This is a genomic window from Streptomyces populi, assembly GCF_002911015.1.
Classification (GTDB): Bacteria; Actinomycetota; Actinomycetes; order Streptomycetales; family Streptomycetaceae; genus Streptomyces; species Streptomyces populi.
The window spans coordinates 70,545-94,842 of record NZ_KZ626865.1 but is presented as its reverse complement, the minus strand read 5'-3'; the positions used below and the strand labels follow the sequence as shown (position 1 = coordinate 94,842).

Annotated in this window: 28 protein-coding genes; 11 read left to right on the top strand and 17 right to left on the bottom strand. The window is 72.9% G+C overall.

What is annotated here, in order from left to right; translation table 11 throughout:
• From CW362_RS16010 to CW362_RS16000, 3 genes are all read left to right on the top strand, one after another.
• Nucleotides 1-381: NAD(P)-dependent oxidoreductase (locus CW362_RS16010; RefSeq protein WP_162684096.1), on the top strand; the 381-nt coding region annotated here is incomplete at its 5' end.
• An 88-nt stretch (nt 382-469) separates the two neighbouring features.
• Nucleotides 470-1,618, top strand: coding sequence for a PP2C family protein-serine/threonine phosphatase (locus CW362_RS16005; protein WP_103550137.1), 1,149 nt, complete (start codon nt 470-472; stop codon nt 1,616-1,618).
• A gap of 120 nt (nt 1,619-1,738) precedes the next feature.
• On the top strand, nt 1,739-3,007 hold the full coding sequence (locus CW362_RS16000) for a hypothetical protein (RefSeq protein ID WP_103550129.1): 1,269 nt from the start codon (nt 1,739-1,741) through the stop codon (nt 3,005-3,007).
• A 151-nt stretch (nt 3,008-3,158) separates the two neighbouring features.
• Here CW362_RS16000 and CW362_RS15995 read toward each other — a convergent pair whose 3' ends face one another.
• Together CW362_RS15995 and CW362_RS43780 are read right to left on the bottom strand one after the other, a co-directional pair.
• Complete coding sequence (locus tag CW362_RS15995) at nt 3,159-4,406, bottom strand: amidohydrolase (protein WP_103550128.1); 1,248 nt, start codon at nt 4,404-4,406, stop codon at nt 3,159-3,161.
• A gap of 181 nt (nt 4,407-4,587) precedes the next feature.
• Entirely contained in the window at nt 4,588-4,761 is a 174-nt protein-coding gene (locus CW362_RS43780) for a hypothetical protein (protein ID WP_167455618.1), read from the bottom strand.
• 150 nt (nt 4,762-4,911) lie between these two features.
• Between CW362_RS43780 and CW362_RS15990 the strand changes: the two genes are divergently transcribed.
• Nucleotides 4,912-6,255, top strand: coding sequence for a helix-turn-helix domain-containing protein (locus CW362_RS15990; RefSeq protein WP_103550127.1), 1,344 nt, complete (start codon nt 4,912-4,914; stop codon nt 6,253-6,255).
• 48 nt (nt 6,256-6,303) lie between these two features.
• Here CW362_RS15990 and CW362_RS15985 read toward each other — a convergent pair whose 3' ends face one another.
• Nucleotides 6,304-6,993: a L,D-transpeptidase gene (locus CW362_RS15985; RefSeq protein ID WP_103550126.1), complete on the bottom strand. Its 690-nt coding sequence runs from the start codon at nt 6,991-6,993 to the stop codon at nt 6,304-6,306.
• Entirely contained in the window at nt 6,983-7,540 is a 558-nt protein-coding gene (locus CW362_RS15980) for a SigE family RNA polymerase sigma factor (RefSeq protein ID WP_240657814.1), read from the bottom strand. The genes CW362_RS15985 and CW362_RS15980 overlap by 11 nt, the downstream gene beginning before the upstream one ends.
• A gap of 111 nt (nt 7,541-7,651) precedes the next feature.
• Between CW362_RS15980 and CW362_RS15975 the strand changes: the two genes are divergently transcribed.
• From CW362_RS15975 to CW362_RS15965, 3 genes are all read left to right on the top strand, one after another.
• Nucleotides 7,652-8,605, top strand: coding sequence for a L,D-transpeptidase (locus tag CW362_RS15975; RefSeq protein ID WP_103550125.1), 954 nt, complete (start codon nt 7,652-7,654; stop codon nt 8,603-8,605).
• Between the two features lie 122 nt (nt 8,606-8,727).
• Nucleotides 8,728-9,324 (top strand): hypothetical protein, encoded by a 597-nt coding sequence (locus CW362_RS15970; RefSeq protein WP_103550124.1) that lies wholly within the window; start codon nt 8,728-8,730, stop codon nt 9,322-9,324.
• Nucleotides 9,325-9,539: 215 nt separating this feature from the next.
• A complete protein-coding gene (locus CW362_RS15965; RefSeq protein ID WP_103550123.1) occupies nt 9,540-9,761 on the top strand; it encodes a hypothetical protein in 222 nt (73 codons plus the stop codon).
• Nucleotides 9,762-9,843: 82 nt separating this feature from the next.
• On the opposite strand, the gene CW362_RS15960 is transcribed toward CW362_RS15965, so the two are convergent.
• Nucleotides 9,844-10,689 (bottom strand): hypothetical protein, encoded by an 846-nt coding sequence (locus CW362_RS15960; protein WP_103550122.1) that lies wholly within the window; start codon nt 10,687-10,689, stop codon nt 9,844-9,846.
• Nucleotides 10,690-10,887: 198 nt separating this feature from the next.
• Here CW362_RS15960 and CW362_RS15955 point away from each other — a divergent pair, with 198 nt between their 5' ends.
• Together CW362_RS15955 and CW362_RS15950 are read left to right on the top strand one after the other, a co-directional pair.
• Nucleotides 10,888-11,202, top strand: coding sequence for a MerR family transcriptional regulator (locus tag CW362_RS15955; RefSeq protein WP_206300966.1), 315 nt, complete (start codon nt 10,888-10,890; stop codon nt 11,200-11,202).
• Between the two features lie 280 nt (nt 11,203-11,482).
• Nucleotides 11,483-11,686, top strand: coding sequence for a cold-shock protein (locus CW362_RS15950; RefSeq protein ID WP_103550120.1), 204 nt, complete (start codon nt 11,483-11,485; stop codon nt 11,684-11,686).
• Between the two features lie 227 nt (nt 11,687-11,913).
• Here CW362_RS15950 and CW362_RS15945 read toward each other — a convergent pair whose 3' ends face one another.
• The 5 genes from CW362_RS15945 to modA all read right to left on the bottom strand — a co-directional run bounded on the left by CW362_RS15945 (nt 11,914) and on the right by modA (nt 16,111).
• Nucleotides 11,914-12,336, bottom strand: a complete 423-nt coding sequence (locus tag CW362_RS15945) for an ATP-binding protein (protein WP_240657813.1) — start codon at nt 12,334-12,336, stop codon at nt 11,914-11,916.
• Nucleotides 12,337-12,528: 192 nt separating this feature from the next.
• Complete coding sequence (locus CW362_RS15940) at nt 12,529-12,987, bottom strand: cupin domain-containing protein (protein ID WP_103550119.1); 459 nt, start codon at nt 12,985-12,987, stop codon at nt 12,529-12,531.
• A 150-nt stretch (nt 12,988-13,137) separates the two neighbouring features.
• Complete coding sequence (locus CW362_RS15935) at nt 13,138-14,217, bottom strand: ABC transporter ATP-binding protein (RefSeq protein WP_103550118.1); 1,080 nt, start codon at nt 14,215-14,217, stop codon at nt 13,138-13,140.
• A 79-nt stretch (nt 14,218-14,296) separates the two neighbouring features.
• Nucleotides 14,297-15,178 carry a molybdate ABC transporter permease subunit gene (gene modB, locus CW362_RS15930; RefSeq protein WP_206300965.1) on the bottom strand — a complete coding sequence of 294 codons (882 nt, stop codon included), beginning with the start codon at nt 15,176-15,178 and terminating at the stop codon, nt 14,297-14,299.
• 87 nt (nt 15,179-15,265) lie between these two features.
• Nucleotides 15,266-16,111 carry a molybdate ABC transporter substrate-binding protein gene (modA, locus tag CW362_RS15925; protein ID WP_240657812.1) on the bottom strand — a complete coding sequence of 282 codons (846 nt, stop codon included), beginning with the start codon at nt 16,109-16,111 and terminating at the stop codon, nt 15,266-15,268.
• Between the two features lie 217 nt (nt 16,112-16,328).
• On the opposite strand from modA, the gene CW362_RS15920 reads away from it, so the two are divergent.
• Entirely contained in the window at nt 16,329-16,826 is a 498-nt protein-coding gene (locus CW362_RS15920) for a molybdopterin-dependent oxidoreductase (protein WP_103550115.1), read from the top strand.
• Between the two features lie 21 nt (nt 16,827-16,847).
• Here the strand turns inward: CW362_RS15920 and CW362_RS15915 are convergent, their stop codons facing one another.
• The 5 genes from CW362_RS15915 to gadC all read right to left on the bottom strand — a co-directional run bounded on the left by CW362_RS15915 (nt 16,848) and on the right by gadC (nt 21,268).
• Nucleotides 16,848-17,243: a TOBE domain-containing protein gene (locus CW362_RS15915; RefSeq protein ID WP_103550114.1), complete on the bottom strand. Its 396-nt coding sequence runs from the start codon at nt 17,241-17,243 to the stop codon at nt 16,848-16,850.
• 109 nt (nt 17,244-17,352) lie between these two features.
• Nucleotides 17,353-17,943, bottom strand: coding sequence for a hypothetical protein (locus CW362_RS15910; RefSeq protein WP_162684095.1), 591 nt, complete (start codon nt 17,941-17,943; stop codon nt 17,353-17,355).
• A 63-nt stretch (nt 17,944-18,006) separates the two neighbouring features.
• Complete coding sequence (locus CW362_RS15900; RefSeq protein WP_103550111.1) at nt 18,007-19,365, bottom strand: dipeptidase; 1,359 nt, start codon at nt 19,363-19,365, stop codon at nt 18,007-18,009.
• A gap of 2 nt (nt 19,366-19,367) precedes the next feature.
• Nucleotides 19,368-19,805 carry a hypothetical protein gene (locus tag CW362_RS15895; protein WP_037614708.1) on the bottom strand — a complete coding sequence of 146 codons (438 nt, stop codon included), beginning with the start codon at nt 19,803-19,805 and terminating at the stop codon, nt 19,368-19,370.
• On the bottom strand, nt 19,802-21,268 hold the full coding sequence (gene gadC, locus CW362_RS15890) for a glutamate/gamma-aminobutyrate antiporter GadC (RefSeq protein ID WP_103550110.1): 1,467 nt from the start codon (nt 21,266-21,268) through the stop codon (nt 19,802-19,804). The genes CW362_RS15895 and gadC overlap by 4 nt, the downstream gene beginning before the upstream one ends.
• A gap of 590 nt (nt 21,269-21,858) precedes the next feature.
• Here gadC and CW362_RS45270 point away from each other — a divergent pair.
• Complete coding sequence (locus CW362_RS45270; protein ID WP_103550109.1) at nt 21,859-23,136, top strand: threonine/serine exporter family protein; 1,278 nt, start codon at nt 21,859-21,861, stop codon at nt 23,134-23,136.
• Nucleotides 23,137-23,229: 93 nt separating this feature from the next.
• Here CW362_RS45270 and CW362_RS15880 read toward each other — a convergent pair whose 3' ends face one another.
• Together CW362_RS15880 and CW362_RS15875 are read right to left on the bottom strand one after the other, a co-directional pair.
• Nucleotides 23,230-23,577 (bottom strand): hypothetical protein, encoded by a 348-nt coding sequence (locus CW362_RS15880; RefSeq protein WP_103550108.1) that lies wholly within the window; start codon nt 23,575-23,577, stop codon nt 23,230-23,232.
• Nucleotides 23,578-23,874: 297 nt separating this feature from the next.
• Nucleotides 23,875-24,219: a MerR family transcriptional regulator gene (locus tag CW362_RS15875; RefSeq protein ID WP_103550107.1), complete on the bottom strand. Its 345-nt coding sequence runs from the start codon at nt 24,217-24,219 to the stop codon at nt 23,875-23,877.
• Nucleotides 24,220-24,298 lie beyond the last annotated feature (79 nt).

Sequence of the window (24,298 nt, the reverse complement as noted above, 5' to 3'; positions counted from 1 at the left end):
TCCCTGGTCGAGGGCGTCCGCGACGCCGGGGTGCACCGGCTCGTGATCGTCGGCGGCGCGGGCACCCTGGAGGTCGCGCCCGGCGAGGCCGCGTGCGACCAGCCCGGCTTCCCCGAGGAGTACCTCCCCGAGGCGCTCGCCCACCGGGACGCCCTCGCCTATCTGCGCACCGAGGTCGACGACCTCGACTGGACCTACATCTCGCCCGCCGCCGAGATCGGTCCCGGGGAACGGACGGGCGAGTTCAGGATCGGCGGCGACCGCATGCTCACCGACGCGGGCGGCCAGAGCCGGATCAGCGCCGAGGACTACGCCATGGCCTTCGTCGACCAGCTGGAGATGCCCGTGCACCCGCACGGCCGGATGTCGGTCGCCTACTGAGAACACGACGAGGAGGCGGTACGGAGAGGTGGCCGGCCGGAGATCCGTACGCGACCGGCTCCGGCATGCCCTCCGGCCGCGCGGCGGGCTGCCGGACGCGTTCGACGCCCTCCAGCGGTCGAAACCGCTGAAGCTGGGCGGGCACAGCGTCGCCTGGCTGCCCCCGCTGCTGCTGCTCATCGGCATCGTGCTGCTCGACGTCAACACCTCCGGCCGGTTCCGGATCATCTCCTGGCTCGTGCTGGTGCCGGTCATCGCCGCGGCCATCTGCGGAGTGCTGGGCACGCTGGCCTTCGCCGGGCTGTCGCTGCTCACCTACGGCACCGTGGACACGAAGTGGCCGCACCAGTACCAGAACGGCCTGCCCGACTTCGTCCTGGTCGTGGTCGGCAGCGGCCTCGCGGCCCTCGCCTGTTCCGTCAGGCTGCGCGCCGAACGGCGCATGCTGCACATCCGGGACGTCGCCGAGACGACCCGGCGGACCGTGCTGCGTCCGATGCCGCCGGGCTGGGGCGACCTGGACCACGCGGCCGTCTACCTCGCCGCCGACAGCGAGGCCAGGGTCGGCGGCGACTTCTACGACATCCAGCCCGGCCGGCACGGCACCCGCCTCCTGCTCGGGGACGTCCAGGGCAAGGGACTCGCGGCGGTCGAGGCGGCGGCCGCGCTGCTCAGCACGTTCCGCGAGGCCGGGTACCACGAGCCCGTGCTCGCCACGGTCGCCGCCCGGCTGGAGGTGAGGATGCTGCGGCACAACCGCTACCGCGTGGCGCTCGGCCGTGACGACGGCGACCGCTTCGCCACCGGGGTCCTGGTCGCGTTCCCCGAGGACACGCCGACCGCGGTCGAGGTCGTCAACTTCGGCCACGAACCCCCGTTCGTCGTCACCGCCGACGGGGTGCGGAGCCTGCCGTCCGGGCACGGACTCCCGCTCGGGATGGACGAGTTGGTGTCCACGCCGCCACCGGTCCTGAGTGTTCCGCTCGCCCCCGGCGAGACGCTGCTCCTGGTCACCGACGGGGTGACCGAGGCCCGCGACGCGGCGGGCGAGTTCTTCCCGCTCCGCGAGGCCCTCACCAGGGCGCTGGCACGGGACCCGCGCACCGCCGATCCGCAGCGGCTCGTCCGCTTCGTGCGTGACGGCACACTGGAGCACTGCGGCGGCAAACTCGCCGACGACACCACGATCTTCGCCGTGCGGCGCCGGGCGGGGGACGGCCCGCGGGCCCGGTCGTGACGCCGGCCGCGGACTCCGTAACCCTCGGCCGGGCGGGGGGTGTTCGCGCTCTTCGCGTCCCCTCTTTGCACGCGCACCCGTTACGGTGCTGAGGTGTCGGAACGATGGGGGAGGGAACCTGTGCCCGGAACCGTGCTGCTCCTCGCGGCCTCGCCGGTGGGCAAGGGGTGTCTGGTGGACGCGGCCTCCGTGCTCCCCGTGCTCGCGGCCGTCGCCCCGTCGGTGCTGTCGGGCACCGACACGGCGAACGTCGTCGAACTGGCCGACCCGCTGGAGCCGCAGGCCGTTCTGACCCGGCTGCGCGCGGCGGCGACGGCGCCCGGACCGCTGACCGTGTTCGTGACGGGACAGCTCCAGCTGGACCGCCGCCAGCGGCTTCCGCACCTCGCGCTGGCCCGCACCACCCCGGCGACGGTCCGCTACACGGCTTTCCCCTGGAGCTGGGTCGCCGACGAACTCCGCTTGCGCCCACCGGGTTCGACGACCGTCTTCGCCGACCTGTGCGCGGACGCGGACACCTGGGAGTTCCTCGCCGGACACCCCCTCGCGGCAGGCCCGTCGACCGCGCTGTACGGCCGTGTGGCCCCGCCGCCGTCCCGCCGCAAGGTGGCGCGGCCGACGTACATGAGAGCGGTCGCCACCCTGCTCCGCAGCGGCCACCGGCCTCCCCCCGCCGAGCTCCACCAGCAGGCTCTGACGAGGGTGTCGGGCGAGGAGGGTGCCCGCTCGGGGGCGCCGGACCTCGTGCTCGCGCCCAGCCGGGTGTGGGCCGGGCAGCCGTGGCCCCCGGCGCCGGGGTTCACGACGGTCACGGCTCCACCGGGCACGCCCGCGCGCCCGCCGCACCCGCCGGCCGTGCCACCCGCTCCGTCCGTGACGCCTCCCGGCCGGACGGACCGGAGGGCGGGCTCACCGTCCTCCTCACCGTCCTCCTCACCGCTCTCCTCACCGCCCTCCTCACCGTCCTCCGATCTCCACGGGGAGATCGCCGAGGCGGTCCGGGAGGGCCGCCACGACGAGGCGCTCGCGCTGGCGGCGCGGTGGGAGCGGGAGGCGCTGCGGGCGCACGGACCCCGGTCCGAGCAGGTGCTGCACTGGATGGAGGTACGGGCGGACCTGGCGATGTTCGCGGGGGACGCGGAGCGGAGCTGCCGTGGCTGGCTGGCCCTCGCGGGGACCCGGCTGGACGCGGGACAGGCGCCCGGATCCCCGGAGGTGGAGTCGGCCGTGGACCGCGCGCACCATCAGTGGGGCCGTATCGGCGATCCGGCGATGGTCCGCGAACTCGGCGCGGAACTGGCCCGGTTGAGACAGCGCGTGCCCGGCCGCCAGGAGGGCGCGCTGGACCATGTCCAACGGCAGCTGCGCCAGTTGCAGACGCAGGCCTGAGTTCCCGCGGCGCCGCGTCCGCGGGCCCGAGCGCACGGCGTCCCGTCCGCGGGCCGGGGTCCGCGGTGCCGCGATCCGGTTCGAGCGCACGGTCCGGGACCGGGGCGCCGTGGGCCGCGTCCTCGAGGCCGCGGGGCCCGGTCCGGCCGGTTCAGTCCTCGGCCGACAGCGACGCCAGCGCCCCCGACACCAGGGTCCGCACGCCCGGCGCGACCGTGGACAGGTCGGGGGCGAAGTGCGGACTGTGGTTGCTGGGCACGGACTCGAGCCTGGTCATGAGGTCGTCGCCGCCCGGGGCCGCGTTCCAGACGTCGGCCGGGGTGCCGGTCACGAACCAGTAGGAGTAGGGGATCCGGCCCGCCGCGAGCCGCGGGAAGTCCTCGCTGGCCATGGCGGGACCGGGGTCGAAGACCGTTCCGGTGCCGAAGACCTCGCCGTGCACGGAGGCGATCCGGCGGTCGGTGCCGGCGTCGTTGAAGGTCACCGGGAAGTCGTCGCCGACGGTGACCGTGGGCTCGGCCGGGCAGCCGGCCGCCGCGCACTCGCCCGCCGCGACGCGCCGCACGGCGGCGATCATCCGCTCCCGCACGTCCGGCGACTGCGTCCGCAGGTTCAGGGCGATCCGGGCCTCGGACGGGATGATGTTGTGCCGGGTGCCGGCCTCGATCCGCCCCACGGTGAGCACCGCGGACTCCCGGGCCGCGATCTCCCGGCTGACGACCGTCTGGAGCCGCGTCACGATGTACGCGGCCGTCACCACCGGGTCGACGGTCGTCTCGGGCCGCGAACCGTGCCCGCCCCGTCCGTGCACGACGATGTCGAGGTCGGTCGAGGCGGACATGATCAGGCCCGGGGAGTGCGGGTACAGCCCGGCGGGGCCGGGCACCACGTGCTGGGCCAGCAGGACGTCGGCCGCCGGGAAGCGTTCGTGGAGGCCGTCCGCGACCATGCGGGCCGCGCCCCCGCCGGTCTCCTCGGCGGGCTGTCCGACCAGCACCAGCGTGCCGGACCAGGTGTCCCGCCCGGCGGCGAGCGCCCGCGCCGCGCCGGCGAGCCAGGTGACGTGGAGATCGTGACCGCAGGCGTGCATGACCCCGTCGGTCTCCGAGGAGTACGGCAGCCCGGTCTCCTCGGTGACGGGCAGCGCGTCCATGTCGGCGCGCAGCAGGACGGTGGGCCCGTCCCCGTTCCGCAGGACGCCGACGACGCCCGTGCCGCCCACGCCCTCGGTCGTGTCGTACCCGGCCTCGCGCAGCCGGCCGGCGAGGGCGGCGGCCGTACGGTGTTCGCGCAGCGACAGTTCGGGATGCCGGTGCAGGTCCCGGTAGAAGTCCTCCAGGGCGGGGACCGGGAGGTCGGCGGTGAGGTCCAGCGCGGTGCGAGCGGCGGAAGAGGTCACGGGGTCACTGTAGGCGCCGTGTCTTCCCCGTACGGGGATTCGCCGCCGCCGCAGGGCCGCGGGGCGCGGGCGGGGACGCTTCGGCGGGCGGATCGCGCGCGGGCGCGAACAGCCCTGCTCACCGCTGGAGTTCGGTCACGGGCGGGCCGGGCGAACGCCCGCGTGCTCATGTGGGAGCCCGTCACCGGCCCGCGGGGAGTTCCTGGTGTCCGGCCGTGTGGAGGGTGGTGTGTGCCGCGGGGGACCGGTCGGCGGCTCTCGCCGGGCCGACGTTCGCCGCCGTGACCAGCGCGGCGACCGCGATGACGGCGGCGAGGAACCCTCTGGAGTAGCGCGCGGAAATACGTCGGAGCACGGTGACCTCGCAACAACAGCGGCGTATTAAGCATGCTTAATCCGGCGCTTAACGTAGAGGCTCCCGGGCGCGCACCGCAAGAGGGTCCCGGAGTTGGACAGTAGTCAAAAGCCGGACCGGCTCGACTCCGCTTGATGGCATGCTTGTCCCATGGCGGAGCGGGACGACCCTGAGATCATCGGGCGCAGGGTGCAACAGCTGCGTACAGAACGAGGATTGACGCAGAAACAGCTCGCGGAGCCCGTGTACACGCCCGCGTACATCTCCACGGTGGAGGCGGGCCGGGTCCGGGCCTCCGAGCCCGCGCTGCGGCACATAGCCGGCCGGCTCGGGGTCGCGTACGAGGAACTGGCGACCGGACGGCCCGCGCACCTGGCCACCGACCTGCGGCTGCGGCTGACGGACGCGCAGCGCACGCTCTCCACCGGAGAGGCCGAGGTGGCCGCCGGGACGTACGCCGTCCTGCTCGCGGAGGCGGAGGCCCACGGGTTGGTCGCCGAGCAGGCGGCGGCACTCCTCGGACTCGGTGAGTGCGCCCTGGACACCGGGGACCTGGAGACGGCGCAGCGGCGCTTCGAGGAGTCGGAGCAGCGGATGGGGGACGCGCCGCTGACGCAGCGGGTGCCCGCCGTGCGCGGCCGGGCGGTCTCCCACTACCTCGCCGGTGAACTCCGTTACTCCTGCTATCTGTTCGAGTCCACCCTCGACGAGCTCAACCGGACGGGCCTGCACGACCCCGAAGCGCTGCTCCTCCTCTACACCGGGGTCATAGCGCCCTACATGGACATGGGCGCGCACGCCCGTGCCGCCCAGGCCGCCGAGTTCGCGCTCGCCCTCGCGCCGCAGGTCCAGGACCCGGCCTTGGTGGCGCGGATGCACCGGTCGGTGGCGCGGACGATGATCGCCGAGGGGCGGATCGCCGAGGCCGACGTCTCCCTCGCCAAGGCCGCCGAGCTCTACCGGCAGCTCCAGATCCGCACCGAGCTCGCCAACTGCCACTGGATGCGCGGCTACCTGTACGCCCAGAACGGCGAACTGGAGCGCGCGGAGGACGAGTTGCGCGAGGCGCAGACGATGCTCTCGGCGAAGCGGGCCGCGCTCTACACCAGCCAGGTCGCGGTGGAGCTGGCCGACGTGCTGCACCGGCGCGGCAGGTCCGACGAGGCCGGCGAGCTGCTGCGGCAGGTGCTCGGGGACCTGAACTCCGAGCGGGGCGCCATCCACGCGGCCGCCGCGCACCGTCTGCTCGGGATCATCGCGGAGGACGCCCGGGACACCGAGGCGGCGGAGGAGCACTACGTGCGGGCGATGAGCCTGCTGGAGCGGGCCGGCGCGGCGGGCGACCTGGCGGACCTGTGCCGGCTGCTGGGCGATCTGCTGCGGCGCACCGGCCGCGTGGAAGCGGCCCTGGACGCCTACCGCACGGGTCTCGGCCACCGCACCGCCCCGGGCACGACGACCCTCGGCCCGGCCCCGGCCCAGCCGCCCCTCTGAAACCGGACCGTCGCGGCCCGGGGAGCGTCCTTCCGGCTCCGGCCGTCGCTAACCGCCCGAGGTGCCCGTGCCCGAGTCCGGCGATCCCGTGTTCCCGGGCGCCGACGAGGAGGCCGAGGCGCCGGACGAGGGCTTGATCTCGACCACCGCTCCCGGCGCGAGCCGTTCGTACAGCAGCTTGGCGTCGGCCGTGTCCAGGCCGATCCAGCCGTGGGGAGAGCTGTAGACGCCCCCGTCGTGCGGCATGGCGCCGACGTAGTCCTTCGTGCCGTCGGGCCGGTCGAGTTCGATCACCCAGGTGGCCATGAAGGAGTAGGAGTCGTCGAGGCCGATCGTCTTGCCGGAGAACCTCAGGTGGGCCTCCTTCGCGGCGACCGTCGTCCGGACCGTCGGCGTGTATCCGGTCAGGTTGTCGCCGTGGAGGGTCAGCCGGTGACCGTCCACGGAGAGCACGCGCGTGCCCAGGTCGATCGTGGCGTCCGGCGCGGCCGGCGACGGACTCGGGGCGGCGGTGAGGCTCGCGGCCGGCGGGGACTCGTGCCGTGCCCCGCCGCCCAGGCTCACCGCGACGACCAGGGCGAGCGCGCCCGTGACGGAGACACCGGCCACGGCCAGGGCCGTACGGCGGCGGAGCCGGCGGCCCCTCGCGCGGCCGCGGATCTCCGCACCGGTCAGCGCCGGAGGCCTCTCTCCCTCGGTCGCCAACTCGCGCAGCACGGAGGTGAGTTCATCGGACACGGTTGCCCTTCCCCTCCTCCTTGCCCGACGCCCCCGCGAAGCCCGATGGGCGCGCGGAGCCGGCCAGGTCCGCCGAATCCTCCGAGAGCACCCGTGCCAGCGCCGCCCGGCCCCGTGAGAGCCGGGCCTTGACCGTGCCGACGGGGGCACCGGTTTCGGAGGCTACCTGCTCGACGCTCAAGTCGCACAGATGGTGCAGAACGATCGCCATCCGCTGGGCCTCGGGCAACGTGCGCAGCGCGGTCACGAGCGCGGTGCGCTCGGGGCCGGGACCGGGAGCGTGGTCGGCCGGGGGCGTGCGCCGCACCAGCTCCAGCCAGCGGCGCGCCCGGCGCCAGCGGCTCACCGCGAGCCGCGTGGCCACGGTGCGTATCCACGCTTCGGGAGCGCCGTCGGCGAGGAACTCCCGCCGCCGGTCCCAGGCGCGGACGAACGCCTCCTGGACGACGTCCTGCGCCTCGCCGTGGTCCCCCGTGAACGCGTACAGCTGGCCGGTCAGCCGGGGGAACGCGGTCGCGTAGAACACGTCGAACTCTTCCTCGGTCATGCCCCCCGCCCGAATCTCCGAAATTTCTCCGGCCGCGTGCAACCCGGCCGTCCCCACCGTGCGTACAGGTCCCGTGCGTCGCACATCGAAACACACCACAGGGGGATCAGCATGACCACGGGACTGAGGGGCCGCAGAGGCCGGTTGGCCCGCGCCTGGAGCGCGGCGGCCGTGTGCGCGCTCGCGCTCGCCGGCTGTTCGGCGCAGGCGCGGGCCGACGGCGGGGGCGGGTCGGCCGGTGCGGGGGACCGGCCGACCGCCACCGGAACGGCCGGGGCCACGGGCAAGGCCCGGCCGAAGCCCTCCGCCACACCGCCCAAGTCCCTTGCGGGCGCGCGCATCAACATCGCCGACGGGCAGACCGTGGGTGTCGGCATGCCGATCTCGGTGACCTTCGAACGTCCGATACCCGTGGCCGAACGGGCCGACGTGGAAAGGCAGTTGAAGGTGACCGCCGATGTGGAGGGTTCCTGGGGCTGGGTCAAGGACCGTAACCTCCTCGACGGGCAGCGCGTCGACTTCCGGCCCCGCGCGTACTGGAAGCCCGGAACGGCGGTCACCGTCCGGGCCGGGGCCGGGATCACCAGGCATTTCACGGTGGGCCGCTCCTTCGTCGCCACAGTGGATGTCCGTACACACTTCATGACGCTCGAAACGGCCGGATCGTCGCGCCGCGTCCCGATCACCGCGGGCGCGCCGGGCATGGACACCTGGAACGGCACGATGGTCGTCTCCGACAAGGCGTCGAAGATCTTCATGGACTCGAAGACGGTCGGCTACGGCGACCAGTACCACGACTACTACTACTACGCCGTCCACCTCACCACCTCGGGCACCTACGTCCACATGAACCCGAAGGCGAACACCTACGGCGGCCGTCAGAACGTCACGCACGGCTGCGTCGGACTCGCCACCGGCGGTCCCGCGAAGCGGTTCTTCGACGAGGTCATCCCCGGCGACGTCGTCAAGGTCGTCAACTCCCGGGACACGGTCGCCGTCGGCAACGGCTACGGCGACTGGAACCTGGACTGGGACCAGTGGCGGGCGACGAGCGCGCTCGCCTGACGCGCGTCCGCGCGGAGGACCTCCGGCCGGTGCCGTCCGGCCGGGGGCGCCGGGAGGTTCCACGGGGGAGCGGCGCCCCCGCACATCCGAACACCGTTCACATCGCGAGGAGTTGTCCGTTCATGGCAGGTACGAAGAAGTACGCGGCGGCCGCCGTGGCCGCCGTCGCGCTGATCACGGCGCCCACGGCGGCGTACGGCGCCCCGACGGGGAAAGCGGCACCGGCCGCCCGCTCGGCGCACGCCGCCGTCCGCCCGGCGCACGTTCCCGCCCTCCCGGTCGTGAAGACCGCCCCCACGGCCCGGATCGTCGCCCCGGGCGAGCACGTCACGGAGCCCGGCGGCGCCGAGTTCTGGCTGACGGCGGAGGGCAAGCACTGGACGACGCCCGACGACCCCTCCCCCCAGTTCAGGAGCGTGGTCGACGGCAACATCGACCGCGGCACGCCCGGCGTCTCGGCGCAGGTCGAGGGCACCGCCCAAGGACACTTCACGCTCTCCGGCCTGTACTACGGCGGCAAGGGCACCGCCTCGACCGTCACGGTCCGGACCACCGCCGGGACCCTGCACGCCAAGCTCCTGGAGCTCGCGGGCGACCCCGGCTGGGGCGTCTGGTACGTCGGCGCCGACCTGCCCGCCACCGGCGAGGGCCTCACCGTCAAGCACGTCGTCGTCCGCGACACCACGGGCCGGGTCTACTCCCGGCTGGACCTGATCTGAGCGCGTGGGCGCGGGGGTCGGACCGTCCCGTCCCGGCCCCCGCGCCCGCGGTATCGGCGGCTGACCTCGGAAAACGCGCGGCCGGCCGGGCGGAGACCCGCCCGCGGGGGTGTCCGCCCGCGGTGCCCCGTGGTCCTGTGCGATGCCGAGTCGGAGCGGGATCGAGACCATAGGGCCCTACCGCTCGCCGGGACGAGGCCCATACTGGAATCACGATGAGTAGATCCTCCGCGCCCCGGCGCCACCTGCCCACCAGCCCCTTCGCCGCGCCCGTCGTTCCTGTGGCCAAGGAGTTCAGCCTCGGAGACCGCGTCTCCCACGACCAGTACGGCCTGGGCACGATCGTCGGCGTCGAAGAGGGCATCGCGATGCTCGTCGACTTCGGCGCCCGCCAGGTCCGCGTCCTGAGCCCCTACACCCGGATGGACCGGCTCTGACCCGCACCCGCTGACCTCACCGGCCCGCGGCAGCCGTGTCACCGGCTGCCCGGGCCGCGGCGTGCCCGGGAGGTGTCCTCCCTCAGCCCTGGGTCGGGGCGGGCGACTTCCCCGCCAGCACGTCCTTCAGCCGGGTCGTGCCCGCCTGGACCGCCTGCTCGGTGGACTGGTGCTGGGTGCCCGAGAGGCCGCCGTTGGTGAGGGACAGGGCGCTGTCGCCGACCCGCACCGCCGCGAAGTCGAGCGTCAGCGTCTCGGGATCGCCCTCCAGCTCACCGCTCATCGTCACCTGGAGACCCTGGCGGGCGTCCCCCACGTCGGGCAGCTGTGTCTCGGTGACCTGGACGGTCTGCCGGTCGCCCTTGCCGTTGACGGCCGTGAACTGGTCGCAGACGTCCGGCAGCGTCGACAGCCACTTCATCTGGTCGTCCAGGGCGTTCTTCCCGTACGAGGCGACCTCGTAGCGCATCTGGGCGTCGTTGTCGCTGTCGTCGAAGCCGGTGACGGCGCTCGCGCCCACCGGCTTGCCCAGCAGGTCCTCCTTGTACAGGCCGTCCAGCAGCTTCTGGCACTCCTTGGCGTCCCCCTTGTCCGTCACGAAGGCCGACGCGTCGACCTTGCTCTCGAGCAGCGCGTCGTGCCAGGCCGCCACGCCCTTCGACTCGTCCCACTGCGACCCGAGGTCGGAGTTGGTGATCAGCGCCGACCGGGCCTCGGCTTCGGTGAGCACGCGGACGGAGGCGGAGGGCGAGGGTGACGCGGCTCCGGGCTCCTCGGCCACGGGAGAGGCGGGGACGGTGGAGGCGGGGGACGCGGAGGAGTCGGTACGGGCGGCACCGCCGTCGCCTCCGCCGTTCGAGCAGGCGGCCGTCGAGAGCAGCGTCCCCGCGGTCAGGGCGGACGCGAGGAGACAGGACGGACGGATCATGCGAGGGCCTCCCGAGGACGGTCCCGAGGTCGGGCTGTGTCCCTCCACGCCACCACCGGCCCCGGTCCCCCACCAGCGCACCGGGCCGTCCGGGTGAGTGCGGCGCGCGGACGCCACCGGCCGGTACCGGGTGTCCCGGCCGGTACCGGCCGGGATCTGCCAGAGTGGAAGGTGATGCACGCGCTCCAGGGAAGCACCATGAGCCCCACCGACCGGGTCGAAGACGACGACTACCCCGCCTACACGATGGGTCGTGCCGCCGAGCTGATCGGCGCCACCCCCGCGTTCCTGCGGGCCGTGGGGGAGGCCGGGCTGATCACTCCGCTCCGCTCGGAGGGCGGCCACCGCCGCTACTCCCGCAACCAGCTGAGGGCCGCGGCCCGCGCCCGGGACCTCGTCGACCAGGGCACGCCCGTCGAGGCCGCTTGCAGAATCGTCACGCTGGAGGACTGCCTCGACGAGGCTCTGCGGATCAACGCCGAGCTGCGCGGATCGACACCGCGGGGCGCGTGAACGGGCTGTCGGAATCCCGCCGGGAGCGTTTCCCGGCGGCCCCGGATATCTGCACCGGCCGGTGCAGAATTCGATGCACGGTCCCGTGAGTTTTCAGATATTCCCCGAACCGGGGTGAGATAACGTGCCCGCTTCGGTACGCTCAGCGTGCTACTGTCGATTTCAGTTGCAGTTGTGGTTCCCAAAGTTTTTTTCCGGTGCATTCCGGTTGGGGCTTCATTGCGGCGACGCAGGTCCACGAGGTGTGGACCTTCGAGCTCAGCCCCGAAGGAGATTCGACATGGCTACTGGCACCGTGAAGTGGTTCAACTCGGAAAAGGGATTCGGCTTCATCGAGCAGGACGGCGGCGGCGCCGACGTCTTCGCTCACTACTCCAACATCGCCGCCTCTGGCTTCCGTGAGCTCCAGGAGGGCCAGAAGGTGACCTTCGACGTCACGCAGGGCCAGAAGGGCCCGCAGGCGGAGAACATCGTCCCCTCCTGATTCGGGGACACCGGTCGGCCGGTGCCCGCACCGCAAGGTGCGGGCGCCGGCCATCCGCTTTTTCGCGGTCATTGAAATTGCGATGAATTTTCGGTGACCATTCCCGTTTTCGATGAGAGTAAACCCGGATCATCGGTTCGATCGCTCCGAACGGATCGATCGAACAGGCGGCTACGGGCGGGCGCCGTCGGCGAATCGGATGGCACCCGCCGGCGGAACGGTCCTCGTCACCGGACCGCCAGGACCGCGCGTACGGTCTTGCCGCCGAATCCGGTATTGACGATCTCCAGACTGTGGGCGAGCTCCTGGACCATGGCCAGGCCCCGGCCGCTTTCCGATTCCGCGTCCAGCACGCCGATCCGCGGTCGTCCGGGACTGTCGTCGTGGACCTCGACCGTCACCCGCCCGTGCCCCAGTTGCAGCCGCAGCCGGCAGTTGCTGCGGCCGTACCGCACGGCGTTGGCGACGAGTTCGGAGGCGATCAGTGTCGCGTCGTCCACCTGGTCCGCGGACGGCGGCGCGAGCCGTGGCCGTGGCCGGGTCAGGAACGCCGTCGTCAGCTTGCGGGCCCTGCCCGCCGAGACGGCCGTACGCGGCAGTGTGTACTCCACGCGGGCGGTCGGTCGGACGGTGCGCTGGTGCGCACGCATGACTGACACCTCTCTTCCCCCTCCCAGGACGACCGGCACCCGGCCGACGGCTCCGTCCCCGCCGGCCGGGACCCCGCGCCACACGGTGCGCGGCAGGTCCTGCCCCCGGGTGATGCCCCACCCGGACGGTCCGCAACCAACTGCCTGCGTCACAAAGCCGCCACGGGATCTTCGAGGGCCGCCGACGGACCGTCAGCGCCCGGAGTCCAGGAGGTGGAAGTCGTCGTAGTCGAAGCCGGGCGCCACCACGCAGCTGACCAGAACCTCCTCGTCGCCGGCCGGCCGGGCGGACTGCCAGACGCCGCCGGGGACGAGGACCTGGGGGCGCTCCCCGGCCTCGACCCGGGGGCCCAGGCGCACCACCTGCGGGGTGGACTGGGGGCTGGTCCCGTCACCGCCGAGCAGGACGTCGAGGGGGCCGCCGCGGTGCCACAGCCAGAGTTCGTCCGAGCGGACGGTGTGCCAGGCGGAGGTGTCACCGGGGGTGAGCAGGAAGTAGATGGCGGAGGCGGCGGCGCGGGGGCCGGGGTAGCCGTCGGGCAGGAAGGCCTGCGGCGCCGTCCAGGTCTCGACGAACCAGCCGCCCTCCGGGTGGGGGCTCATGCCCAGGGCGGCGGCCAGGGCCGGGATCCCGGTCTCAGGAGAAGTCATCCCCTGCCTGTATCACGCGGCCGAAAGCGGGTTCAACCCATTCCGGACGGACACGCTCGTACGTCTGGCAGGGAGCGGTCAGGGGCGCACCCCCGCGCGGAAGGCCGCGGGGTCCGCCTCCGGCGCGGCGGGCGGACGGGTGCGCGACCGTCAGGCCGGATAGGCGTGCGTCTGGGCCGCCTTCACCGTGGCCCAGACGGAAGAACCCGGACGCAGGCCGAGTTCCGCCGTCGCGACCGTCGTCAGGTCGGCGGCGAGCGGGAGTTCGCCGGTGAGGTCCACCCGGATCTGGTCCCCGTGCGTCTCCAGGCCCGCGACGCGGCACTGCCACAGGTTGCGGGCGCTGGAACCGCTGGGACGGTCGCGGTGGAGCGTGACGGCGCCCGGCGGGAACGCCACGAAGACGGGCCCGTCGAGCCGCTCGGTCGTGGTGATCGCCGGACCCGCCTCCAGCCGTACCGTGTGGCCCTCGGCCTCGCCCCGGTAGAGGTTGAGCCCGACGAGCTGGGCGATGTAGTCGGTGCGTGGCCCGCGGGCGATGTCGGAGGGGCCGCCCTCCTGGACGACCCGGCCGTCCTCGACGACCACGAGCCGGTCGGCCAGCACCATCGCGTCCAGCGGGTCGTGCGTCACGAGGACGGCGACGGCCTCGAAGTCGGCCAGGTGGTGCCGGAGTTGTGCCCGCACGTCCAGCCGCGTCCGGGCGTCGAGCGCGGCGAGCGGTTCGTCGAGCAGCAGCAGCCGGGGACGAGTGGCGAGGGCGCGGGCGACGGCGACCCGCTGCGCCTGTCCGCCGGAGAGCCGGCGCGGTCTGGTCCCGGCGAACTCGGCGAGGCCCATGCGCTCCAGCCACGCGGCGGCCTGGGTCCGGGCCTCCGCCTTGGGCACGCCCCGGCAGCGCGGCCCGAAGGCGATGTTGTCGAGCGCGGACAGGTGCGGGAAGAGCAGGTAGTCCTGGAAGACGACGCCGACGGGGCGGGACTCCGGCGGTGTACGGTCCAGCCGGACGCCGTCCAGCCACAGCCGGCCGCCCTCGGACAGCGGGGTGAGTCCGGCCAGCGCGCGCAGCGCGGTCGTCTTGCCCGCGCCGTTCGGTCCGAGCAGCGCGACGACGTCACCGGGGGCGGCGGACAGTTCGACGTCGAGGCGGAACGAGCCGCGCCGGACGACGAGACGGGCGTCGAGGCCCTTGCCGGACGGCGCGGCCGTCACCGGGTCCGTCTCGGTCATGACGCGATCACCTCGTTCTCGTCCGGACGGTCCGCCGTCCCCGTCCGGACGTCGTCCGCCGTCCTCGTACGTGTGCCGTTCATGAGGCCGCCGTCATCCAGCGGTCCCGCAGCCCGGCGAGGACCGCGACCGACACCAGGAGCAGGACCAGGCTCAGGGCGATCGCGGCGTCGGAGTCGTTCTGCAGGGCCAGGTAGACGGCCAGCGGCATGGTCTGGGTGCGGCCCGGGAAGTTGCCCGCGAAGGTGATCGTCGCGCCGAACTCGCCGAGGGCGCGGGCCCAGGCCAGGACGGAACCGGCGGCGATGCCCGGCGCGATCAGGGGCAGGGTGACCCGGCGGAACGCGGTGAAGCGGGAGGCGCCGAGGGTCATGGCGGCCTCCTCGTACCGCGGGTCGGCCGCCCGCAGGGTGCCTTCCACGCTGATCACCAGGAAGGGCATGGCGACGAATGCCTCGGCCACGACCACCCCGGCCGTCGTGAAGGGCAGCGTGATCCCGAACCACGAGTCGAGCAGCCTGCCCACGACGCCGTTGCGGCCGAGGGCCAGCAGCAGCGCGACACCGCCGACCACCGGGGGCAGTACGAGGGGCAGCGTGACCAGGGCCCGGACGAGTCCCCGGCCGGGGAACTCCGTGCGCGCCAGCAGCCAGGCGAGCGGCACCCCGAGCACCAGGCTCACCGCGGTGGCCGCCGTGGCCGAGAACAGGGACAGCCGGAGGGCCTGCCAGACCTCGGGCTTGGCCAGCTGTTCCGACAGGCTGCCCCAGGGCGCCCGCACGAGCAGTGCGACCAGCGGCAGCAGCAGGAACACCAGCCCGACGAGGGCGGGCAGCAGCAGGGGGAGCGGCGCCCCGCCCCGCATCCGGCCCGGTGTCCGCCCGCGCCCGCGCCGCGGCCCACCCGTGAGGGTGTCGGCCGGGGCGTCGGAGATGTCGGGCGGGGTCACGGGATCACTCATGGCTTCAGGAGACGGGGTTCGGGGCGTCCGCTTCAAGGGGCGGGCCGTACGGGACGCGGACCTGCCCGGACGGTGGGTGTCAGGACGTCAGGACGCGGGCTTCAGGAAGCCGGCGTCCGTCAGCACCTTCTGGCCCTCCGGGGACCGCACCAGGGCGATGAACGCCTTGGCCGCGGCCGTGTTGTGCGCGTCCTTGAGCAGGGCGATCGGGTAGTCGTTGACGGCCTGGGCGGACTCGGGGAACTCCACGCCCTCCACCTTGTCACCCGCGGCCTTCACGTCGGTCTTGTACACGACCGCCGCGTCGGCCTCCTTCAGCTCCACCTTGGTCAGGGCGCTCTTGACGTCCTGCTCGTAGGAGACGGGGGTGAGCTTCAGCCTGCTCGCGTCCAGCGCCTTCTGCGCGGCGGCGCCGCACGGCACGGTCTTGTCGCACAGGACGACCTTGAGGCCGGACCTGGTGAGGTCCTTCAGGGAGGCGATCTTGTCCGGGTTGCCGGGCAGGGTGGCGATCTCCAGCTGGTTGCGCACGAAGGTGGAGGGGGCGGTCGCCGCGTCGCCCTTGTCGGTCACGATGGCCATCGTCTTCGGGCTGGCCGCGGCGAAGACGTCGGCCGGGGCCCCGCCCGTGACGCTCGCGGCGAGGCTGTCGCTGCCGCCGAAGCTGAAGGTCACCTCGGTGCCCGGGTGGGCCTTCTCGAACTGCTCGCCGAGGGCCGTGAAGCTCTCCTTCAGGGAGGCGGCGGCGAACACGGTCACCGTGCCGGAGAGCTTCGGGGAGGAGGACGTGGACGACTTCGCCGCGTCCGAGGAGTCGGACGTGTCGTCCGAGGAGGAACAGGCGCTCAGGGCCAGCAGCGCGGCCACACCGGCGCCGGCCACCTGAAGGGTCCGGGTGGTGCGGCGGGTCCGGCGCGCGGATCGGGTCGTCACGGATCTACTCCCTCGAAGACTCTGAGGCTCGCTGAAGCCTCCGTCGTGAGCATCGGTCCCGGGCTCACGTTCTGCCATTGCCTGATCATACTTCCGCATATGCGAGCTGTAAGTCCTCTGTCGCATCGCATGAGCTGTGCCCAAGGGCGTCGGATGTACGCATGTGCGTTTGACCCGGGACGCCCGCGGGGTACGGTCCACCGGGAGGTGCTGTCCAGTGAGCCAGTCCCTGACACAGCCGACGCCGCCGGCTCCCCCGCTCGCGGAACTCGCGTTGACCGGTGATCTCGCCCGGCCCGCCCTGCTCACCGTGCCCGACCTGCTCGCCTGGCCCCAGCACCGGGCGCGGGTCGCCTTCGAGTGCGCCACGAGCGGGGTGCGGCACCACGGATTCGAGGGCCCGCTGCTGTACGACGTGCTGAGGGACGCCGGTCCCCGCTTCGATCCGTCCCGCCGCAAGGACCGGCTGCGCTTCCTCGTCGTGGTGGCGGGCGCGGACGGCCACCACGCGCTGCTCACCTGGGCCGAGATCGACCCCGACTTCGCGGACGCCCCGGTGCTGCTCGCGGTCGGCATCGACGGCACCCCGCTGGACCGGGCCGGCCCACAGCTCGTCCTCCCCCAGGACCGCTGCGGGGCCCGGCACATCAGCGGGATCGACACCATCAGGGTGGACGGCCGTCACCCGTCCCGGCCGGACGCGGTCACCGGCTGACCGTCCGCGCCCGGCGGCCGCTCAGACGCGGTCGATGTGCACGCTGGTCGACTTGACCCTGGCCGTGGCCTCCACGCCGACCTCCAGGCCCAGTTCCTCCACGGCCTCCCGGGTCAGCAGGGAGACCAGCCGGTGGGGTCCCGCCTGGATCTCCACCTGGGCCGCCACGTCGCCGAGTTTGACGGCGGTGACGATGCCGGGGAAGGAGTTGCGGACGGAGGTGTAGGACGTGACGCCCTCCTCGTCACCGGCTCCGGCCAGCTCCACCGAGAACGCGGCGAGGTCGCGGCCCTCGATGAGGCGCCGTCCGCTCTCGTCCCGGTGCGTGGCCACCCGCCCGGCGTCCGCCCAGCGGCGGGCGGTGTCGGGGCTCACGCCGAGGAGCCGGGCGGCCTGGCCGATGGTGTAGGACTGCATGGGCGCGACGATAGGCAGGTGGTTCTCGCCCCTGCAAGCCGCGCCCCGGGCGCGGCGCGGCTCGCCCCGGGGCGCGGTGGAGGGGTCCTGCCCGGGTCCGCCGCCGGTGTCAGAGGAGCGACGCCGATCCCACGTACTCCACCCTGATGTGCTTCGCCCAGAACGGGCCGAGCTCCTTCTTGAGGACGAGGTCGGCCTTGGCCGGGTCGTCGACGCCGAAGAACACGAAGCCCCTGGGGTCCGGGCCCACCTCCCGCAGGTCGAACTGACCGTCCCAGCGGTCCATGCGGTCGCCGGTCCGCTCGACCAGGGCTTCGAGCCGGCGCGCGGTGACGTCGGTGTCGTGCAGCCGCACCCGTATCCCCTTCTCCGCATGGGCGCAGACGTCCGCGTCGAACGCCTTGGAGGGGATGCGGTACACGTGAGCCGTTCGCGGGTCGTCGTCGCCGGCCAGACCGGTGAAGACACGTGCGTAGCGTGTCCCGCCCCTTTTCTCGACGTAGCGCAGCAGTCGGTCCAGCGAGAGTTCCGGGTCGGTCGGGCTGCTCGTCGGCCGGGTGCCGACGCACACGGTCACGCGCTCCGCGACCCGGCTCTCGTCACCTACCGCACCGGCGCTCGACCCCTGGACCGCGACGAGCGCCGCGGCACTCGCCGCCACGACGCCGGCCGTCTCCCTGATCCTGCTCCGTCTTTTCATCAAACCCTCCCCGTCCGCCGTACCGTACCGTCGGTACGCGGACGCGCGAACGGGCGGATACGTTCAGCGGCCGCGGCTCCCCGAGGCCGCGTAGGCGCGGAGGAAGAGCGCCTCGACATGGGCCATGTGCTCGATCTCGGACGGATCCACGCTCTCGTTCGGCGCGTGGATGAGGCACTTGGGCTCCTCCACGCCCATGAGGACGATCTCGGCGCGGGGATAGGTCCCGGCGAGGACGTTGCACAGCGGGATGGAGCCGCCCTGACCGAGGAAGGCCAGGGGCTTGCCGTAGACCTCTTCCACGGCGCGGCCGAGCGCGGCGTAGGCGGGCCCGTCGGTGGCCGCCCGGAAAGGGGCGCCGGCGCTCTCGTCCTCCACGCTCACCCGCACCCCCCAGGGCGCGGCCCCGGTGAGGTGCCGGGTGAGCGCCGCGCGGGCCGCCGCCGGGTCCGTGCTGGGCGGGATGCGCAGGCTGACCCGGGCCCGGGCGGTGGGCGGTACGGCGGCGGCGGAGCCGACCACCGGGGGGCAGTCGACGCCGAGGACGGTGACGGCGGGGCGGGCCCACAGCCGGTCGGCGACCGTGCCGGTCCCGGTGAGCCCCACGCCGTCCAGCACTCCGGCGTCAGCGCGGAACCGCTCCTCGTCGTAGTCGACGCCCTCCCACGTGCCCTCGCAGTCGAGTCCCTCGACCCGGGTGGCGCCGGTGGCCGGGTCGCGCAGGGTGGAGAGCAGTTGGATCAGCGCGGCGAGCGCGTCCGGGGCGGGGCCGCCGAACATGCCCGAGTGGATCTCTCCGGCCAGTGTCCCGACGGTGACGACGACGTTGACGAGGCCGCGCAGGGTGATGGTGGCGGTGCCCGTGCCGACCTCCGCGTTGCCGGTGTCGCACACCAGCAGGGCGTCGGCGAGGAACTGCTCCGGGTGCTGGGCGACGTAGCTCTCCAGGCCGCCCGTGCCCTGCTCCTCCGAGCCCTCGGCGACGAACTTCAGGCCGACCGGGATGTCGTCGCCGAGCGCGCGCAGGGCGGTCAGGTGCATCACGATGTTGCCCTTGCAGTCCGCGGTGCCCCGGCCGTACCAGCGGCCGTCGCGTTCGGTGAGGGCGAAGGGCGGTGTGGTCCAGGCGTCGTCGTCCAGGGGCGGCTGTACGTCGTAGTGGCAGTACAGCAGGACGGTGGGGGCGCCGGGAGGGGGCGGGCGGTGGCCGATGACCGCGTGGCTCCCGTCGGGCGTCTCGGCGAGGTGGACGTCGTGGAGCCCGGCCTCGGTGAAGGCGTCCGCCACCCACTGCGCGGCGCGCCGGCACTCCTCGGGAGGGTACTGGCGCGGGTCGGCGACGGAGGGGATGGCGACCAGTTCGGCCAGGTCGGTCCTGGCCCGGCCCATCAACCCGGCGATCGTCGCGGCGAGTTCGGACATGGTCAGCGCCTCACCGTGTCGTCGGTCTTCAGGTCGTCGAGCCGGTCCTGGATCTTGTCCAGCTTGTCCGGGCAGTAGATCTCGATGATCGTGGCCTCCGCCCGGAGTGCCCTGCCGTCGCCGATGACGGGCCGCTGCCCGACGAACGCGGCGCCGTTGGACACGTTGATCTTCCACAGTGCCGACTTCAGGGCGCTGGCCGGATCGTCACAGACCAGGCCGCCGTCGGTGCCCAGAACACTCGCGATCAACTCCGTGTCGGGGCGTGGGAGTCCGGCCTCCACGGCGGCGTCGGCGAGCTGGTTGGCCTTGCTCACGGCCTTGTTGTTCGTCGTGATGGCCTTGTAGCGCACGAGGCCGGCCACGACGAGGCCCAGCAGCACGATGATCGCGCCGTAGTAGATCCACTTGTGCTCGGACGCGAACCGGGTGGGACTCATGCCCCCTCCTCCTCGCGAGCGGCTTCCAACTGCCAGCTGGGCTTGCGGAACTTCAGGAACGCCCAGGGGATCAGCAGACCGAGGGCGCCGAGACCGCAGCCGATGATGACGACGTACAGCAGGACGCTGTTGCTGCCGAACTGGGACGGCGGCACGAAGCCGATGACCATGGCCGCGGCCGAGGCCAGGAAGCCGACCACGCACACCAGGGTGAGCGCCGGGACGCGGTAGCCGCGCGGGTGGTCGGGCTGGTTCTTCCGCAGCTTGACCGCCGCGACGAACATCAGCAGGTAGACGATGAGGTACACCTGCGTGGTGATCGTCGAGAAGATCCAGTACACGTTGGAGACGTTCGGGATGAACGCGTAGCCCAGCGCGATCACCGTGGTCACGATGCCCTGGGTCACCAGGATGTTCTGCTGGATGCCGAAGCGGTTCAACTGCTGGAGGTACGGCGGCAGGTAGCCCTCGCTGCGGGAGATCTCCAGCAGACCCTTGGAGGGTCCGGCGAGCCAGGTCAGCATGCCGGCCAGGGACGCGGAGATCAGCATCACCGCCGCGATGGGGGTCATCCAGCCGATGTCGAAGTACGAGAAGAACGCGTCGAACGCCTGCATGACACCGGCGGTCAGGCTGGTCTGGTCGGCGGGCACCACCCAGCTGATGGCCAGCGCGGGCAGGATGAAGATCAGCAGCACCAGGCCCATCGCCAGGAACATCGACTTCGGGTATTCCTTCGCCGGGTCCTTCAGCGAGGACACGTGGACGGCGTTCATCTCCATGCCGGAGTACGACAGGAAGTTGTTGACGATCAGGACGAGGCTGGCCAGGCCCGTCCAGGCCGGGAACAGATGACTGGCCGTCATGGGCGCCGCCGAGGGGTTGCCCTGGGCCAGGAAGACCATGCCGAGCACGACGAGGAGCGTGCCGGGCACCAGGGTGCCGATGACCAGGCCCCAACTGGACAGTCCCGCCAGGGCCTTGGTGCCGCGTGAGGAGACCCAGACGCCGGTCCAGTACAGGACCACGATGACGATCGCGGTGTAGAGGCCGCTGGAGGCGAGGGCCGGGTCGATGATGTACGCGATGGTGCTCGCGACGAAGGCCAGCAGGCTCGGGTAGTAGAAGATCGTCATCGCGAACTGGCACCACACGGCGAGGAATCCGAGCGGCTTGGACAGTCCCTCGCTCACCCAGCGGTAGACGCCGCCGTTCCAGCCCGAGGCCAGCTCCGCCGAGACCAGGGCGGTCGGCAGCAGGAACACGATCGCCGGGACCAGGTAGAGGAACACGCAGGCCAGCCCGTACACCGCCATCGTGGGGGCGGCCCGCAGGCTCGCGACCGAGGCGGTCGTCATGAGCGCCAGCGTCAGCCAGGTGAGTCTGGGTGCCGCCGGGACCGTGGCCGACGTGGCCCGCGCCGACTGCCGTGGCGCGTCCGCGGGCATGTCCATCGAGCTCATCGGACCCCTCCTTGTTCACGCGTCGGAAGCGATGGGGCCAGCCTCCACGCGAGTGATCGTGGACGCGCGGCGGGTGACCCGTCCGGGTGAGCTCCCACCACCGCCGGGCCCCGGCACTTGACACCTCACGCAGCCACCCACCGATCCCACCCGCCCCTCTTCGCCCACCTGCCGTGGCGGGGGTTCCGGAAACCCCTGGCACACTTCGCCCGACCGGGACAACCGGAGATCTCCCCGGGTCCGGCGCCCCGGCCCGGGGCGGAGACCGGTTCCCGCTGGCTCCCGGCCCCCTTTCCCCGGCCGGGGCGGACGGCCGCGAGGGACTTCTCCAGGACCGGCGCCGCCCGTCCCCGGCCGGGAACGGGCAGGGGCTCCGCCGGTGCCCGTCCCGGTCCGGCCGCCCGGGGCGGGCCCTGGACCCGGGGCACCGCCGGCCCCGGCCGGGACCCGGGGCCTGGTTCCCCGCCGGTGAGGTGCTCTCACTCGTTCGGCCCGCTTCGCTCGCCCCCTGGACGGGGGCTCCGCAGGCTGGTGACGGGCCGCGCGCATCCCGGGCGGGCAGCGGGTCACGCGGCGAGGGGAGGCGGCCCATGGGACCGGACACCAGGCCGGACACCGAAGCCGCCCCGGACGAAGTCACCGCGTTCCTGGCCCGGTTGACCGGGCTGCTGCTGCGGTCCAGCGGCGAGGGCGCCGCCCTCGTCGAACGCACCGTCCGGCACACCGCCCGTGCGCTGGGTGCCGACGCCACCGTCCTGCTCGTACCGGACGGCGCGACGCTGACCGTCAGCACCCGCGGCGACTCCCGGACGGTGACCCTGCGCGGGGTCCCCGAGGTCTTCCGGCTCGATCAGGTCGTCGCGCTGAAGCCGCTCGTCCGGGACGTACGGGCGGGACGGACCGGTGTGGCCGAGGCGGACCGCCGGCTGGCCGCGATCGAGACGTCCCGGCCGCCCTACCCGTGGTGGCTCAAGCTGCTCGGCGTCGTCCTGTTCACCCTGGGCTTCGCGCCGCTCATGCAGTCCACGTGGTACGAGGTGGCCGCCACCGCCGTCCTCGGCACCGTCGCCGCCGTCCTGGCCGTCACGGCGGACCGGTTCCCCCGGTACGCCCCGGTGCTCCCGCTGGTCGTCTCGACGGCCGTCTCCGTGATCACCGTCGAGGTGTTCGCCCGCGACACCTCGCACGGCGGTCCCGTGCTGCTGATGCTGCCCGCGCTCTTCTACTTCGTCCCCGGCGACTACCTGAGCGCCGCCGCGGCCGAACTCGCCGCCGGTTTCATCACCACCGGCGCGATCCGGCTCGTCTACGCCGCCTTCCTCCTCGTGCAGCTCTACGTCGGCGTCCTGCTGGGCCTGTACCTCACCGGCACCTCCACCCGCGCCCTCTTCGACGTCGCCGCCGCGTCCGACCTGCCGCGCTGGGCGCTCTTCCTGGGCTGGATCGTCTTCACGGTCGGCACCCTGCTCGCCTTCGCCATCCCCTTCCGGCTGCTGCCGTCCCTGCTCGTGCTGGTGTACGTCACCGTGGGCGTGCAGTCCCTGGCGACCAAGGCGATCGGCGAGACGGGCGGGACGTTCGTCGCCGCCGCGGTCCTGGCCGCCGCCGCGACCCGGCTGAGCCTGCGCCCGGACCGGCCGCCCCGGCTCGTGCTGCTCCTGCCCGGCTTCTTCACCCTCACCGTCGGCTCCCTCGGCATGCGGGGACTGACCACCCTGGCCGGCGGCTACGTCATCGAGGGCTTCCGCGACCTGCTGAAACTCGTCACGATCGTCACCGCCATCGCCGTCGGCCTGGTCCTCGGAGCGGTACTCGCCCAGCCGGCGGACGCCGAGCGCCGAGGCGCGGCACCGCTCCGCCGAACGTGAACCGCCGGTCAGCGGTGGCCGGTCGGGGGGCGTGCCAACACCGGCCGACTGCGCGCCGGCACCGGCCGTGTCCCGGCACGAGGTGACGCGGGCTCACATGCGCAGCAGCCGCTGGGTGATCTCGCTGTACTGCCGCAGCGCGTGACGCAGTTCCTCGCCCTGGGTCTTCGGGTCCTGGCCGTGCCAGCCCGCGTGGAGGTCGTGCCGGCGTTCCGTGAGGGCGCTCATGATCTGGGCCGCGGCCTCGTCGAACGCGGTCTCGGCCTCTTCCAGCGCCTCGAGCGGGCTGTGCGCGAACGTGTTGAGGGCGTGGTGGAGCCGTTGCGTGATGTCGGCCCGCTCATCGGCCGCGAGCAGCGGCTCAGGGCCCGGCGCTCGGCGTCCGGCCGAACCGGGCTGCTTGTCCGGGGGCTGCTGGGCGCGTGACTGGTCGTACATCATGGTGTGCCGCTTCCTGTACGTCGTACCGGCCGGGCGCGCAGGGTGATCCAGTGGCGACGACCGGTGGTGCCGACCGGTGGTGTCGATCGGGCGGGGCGCTCCGGAAGGGCGTCACCGTGGTTGTCACGGCCGCGACGGTCACCGGAGGAACGGGCTGTACGCCGTCTGTCAGTCAACGCTGGGCGACCCCCCGTGTCAACGCGATCCCCGACCGGGTCGCGGACGCACCACCCGCGTGTGCCGATCGGGGGCGGCGGTCCCGATCGGGCGGCACCGCCGGTCCGGCCGTGGGCAAGGTCAGCCCGTGCCGGCTCCGTCCGGTGCCGCTTGTGCGGCGCGGCGGTACTCGGCGTTGATGCGCTGAGCTTCTTCGAGCTGGTCCTCGAGGATGACGATGCGGCAAGCGGCCTCGATAGGGGTCCCCCGGTCGACGAGTTCCCGCGCGCGGGCGGCGATCCTCAGCTGGTAACGGGAATAGCGACGGTGGCCGCCCTCCGAGCGGAGCGGAGTGATCAGACGGGCCTCACCGATGGCCCGGAGGAAACCGGGCGTCGTGCCGAGCATCTCGGCGGCCCTGCCCATCGTGTACGCGGGATAGTCGTCGTCGTCGAGACGACCAGTGAGTGGAGTGTCTGCTGTCATTTCACCTCGTTGTGGCACGCGTCGAGGGGCCCCGATGCCGTACGGCACCAGGGCCCCGAGGGAATTGAACACCATCTGC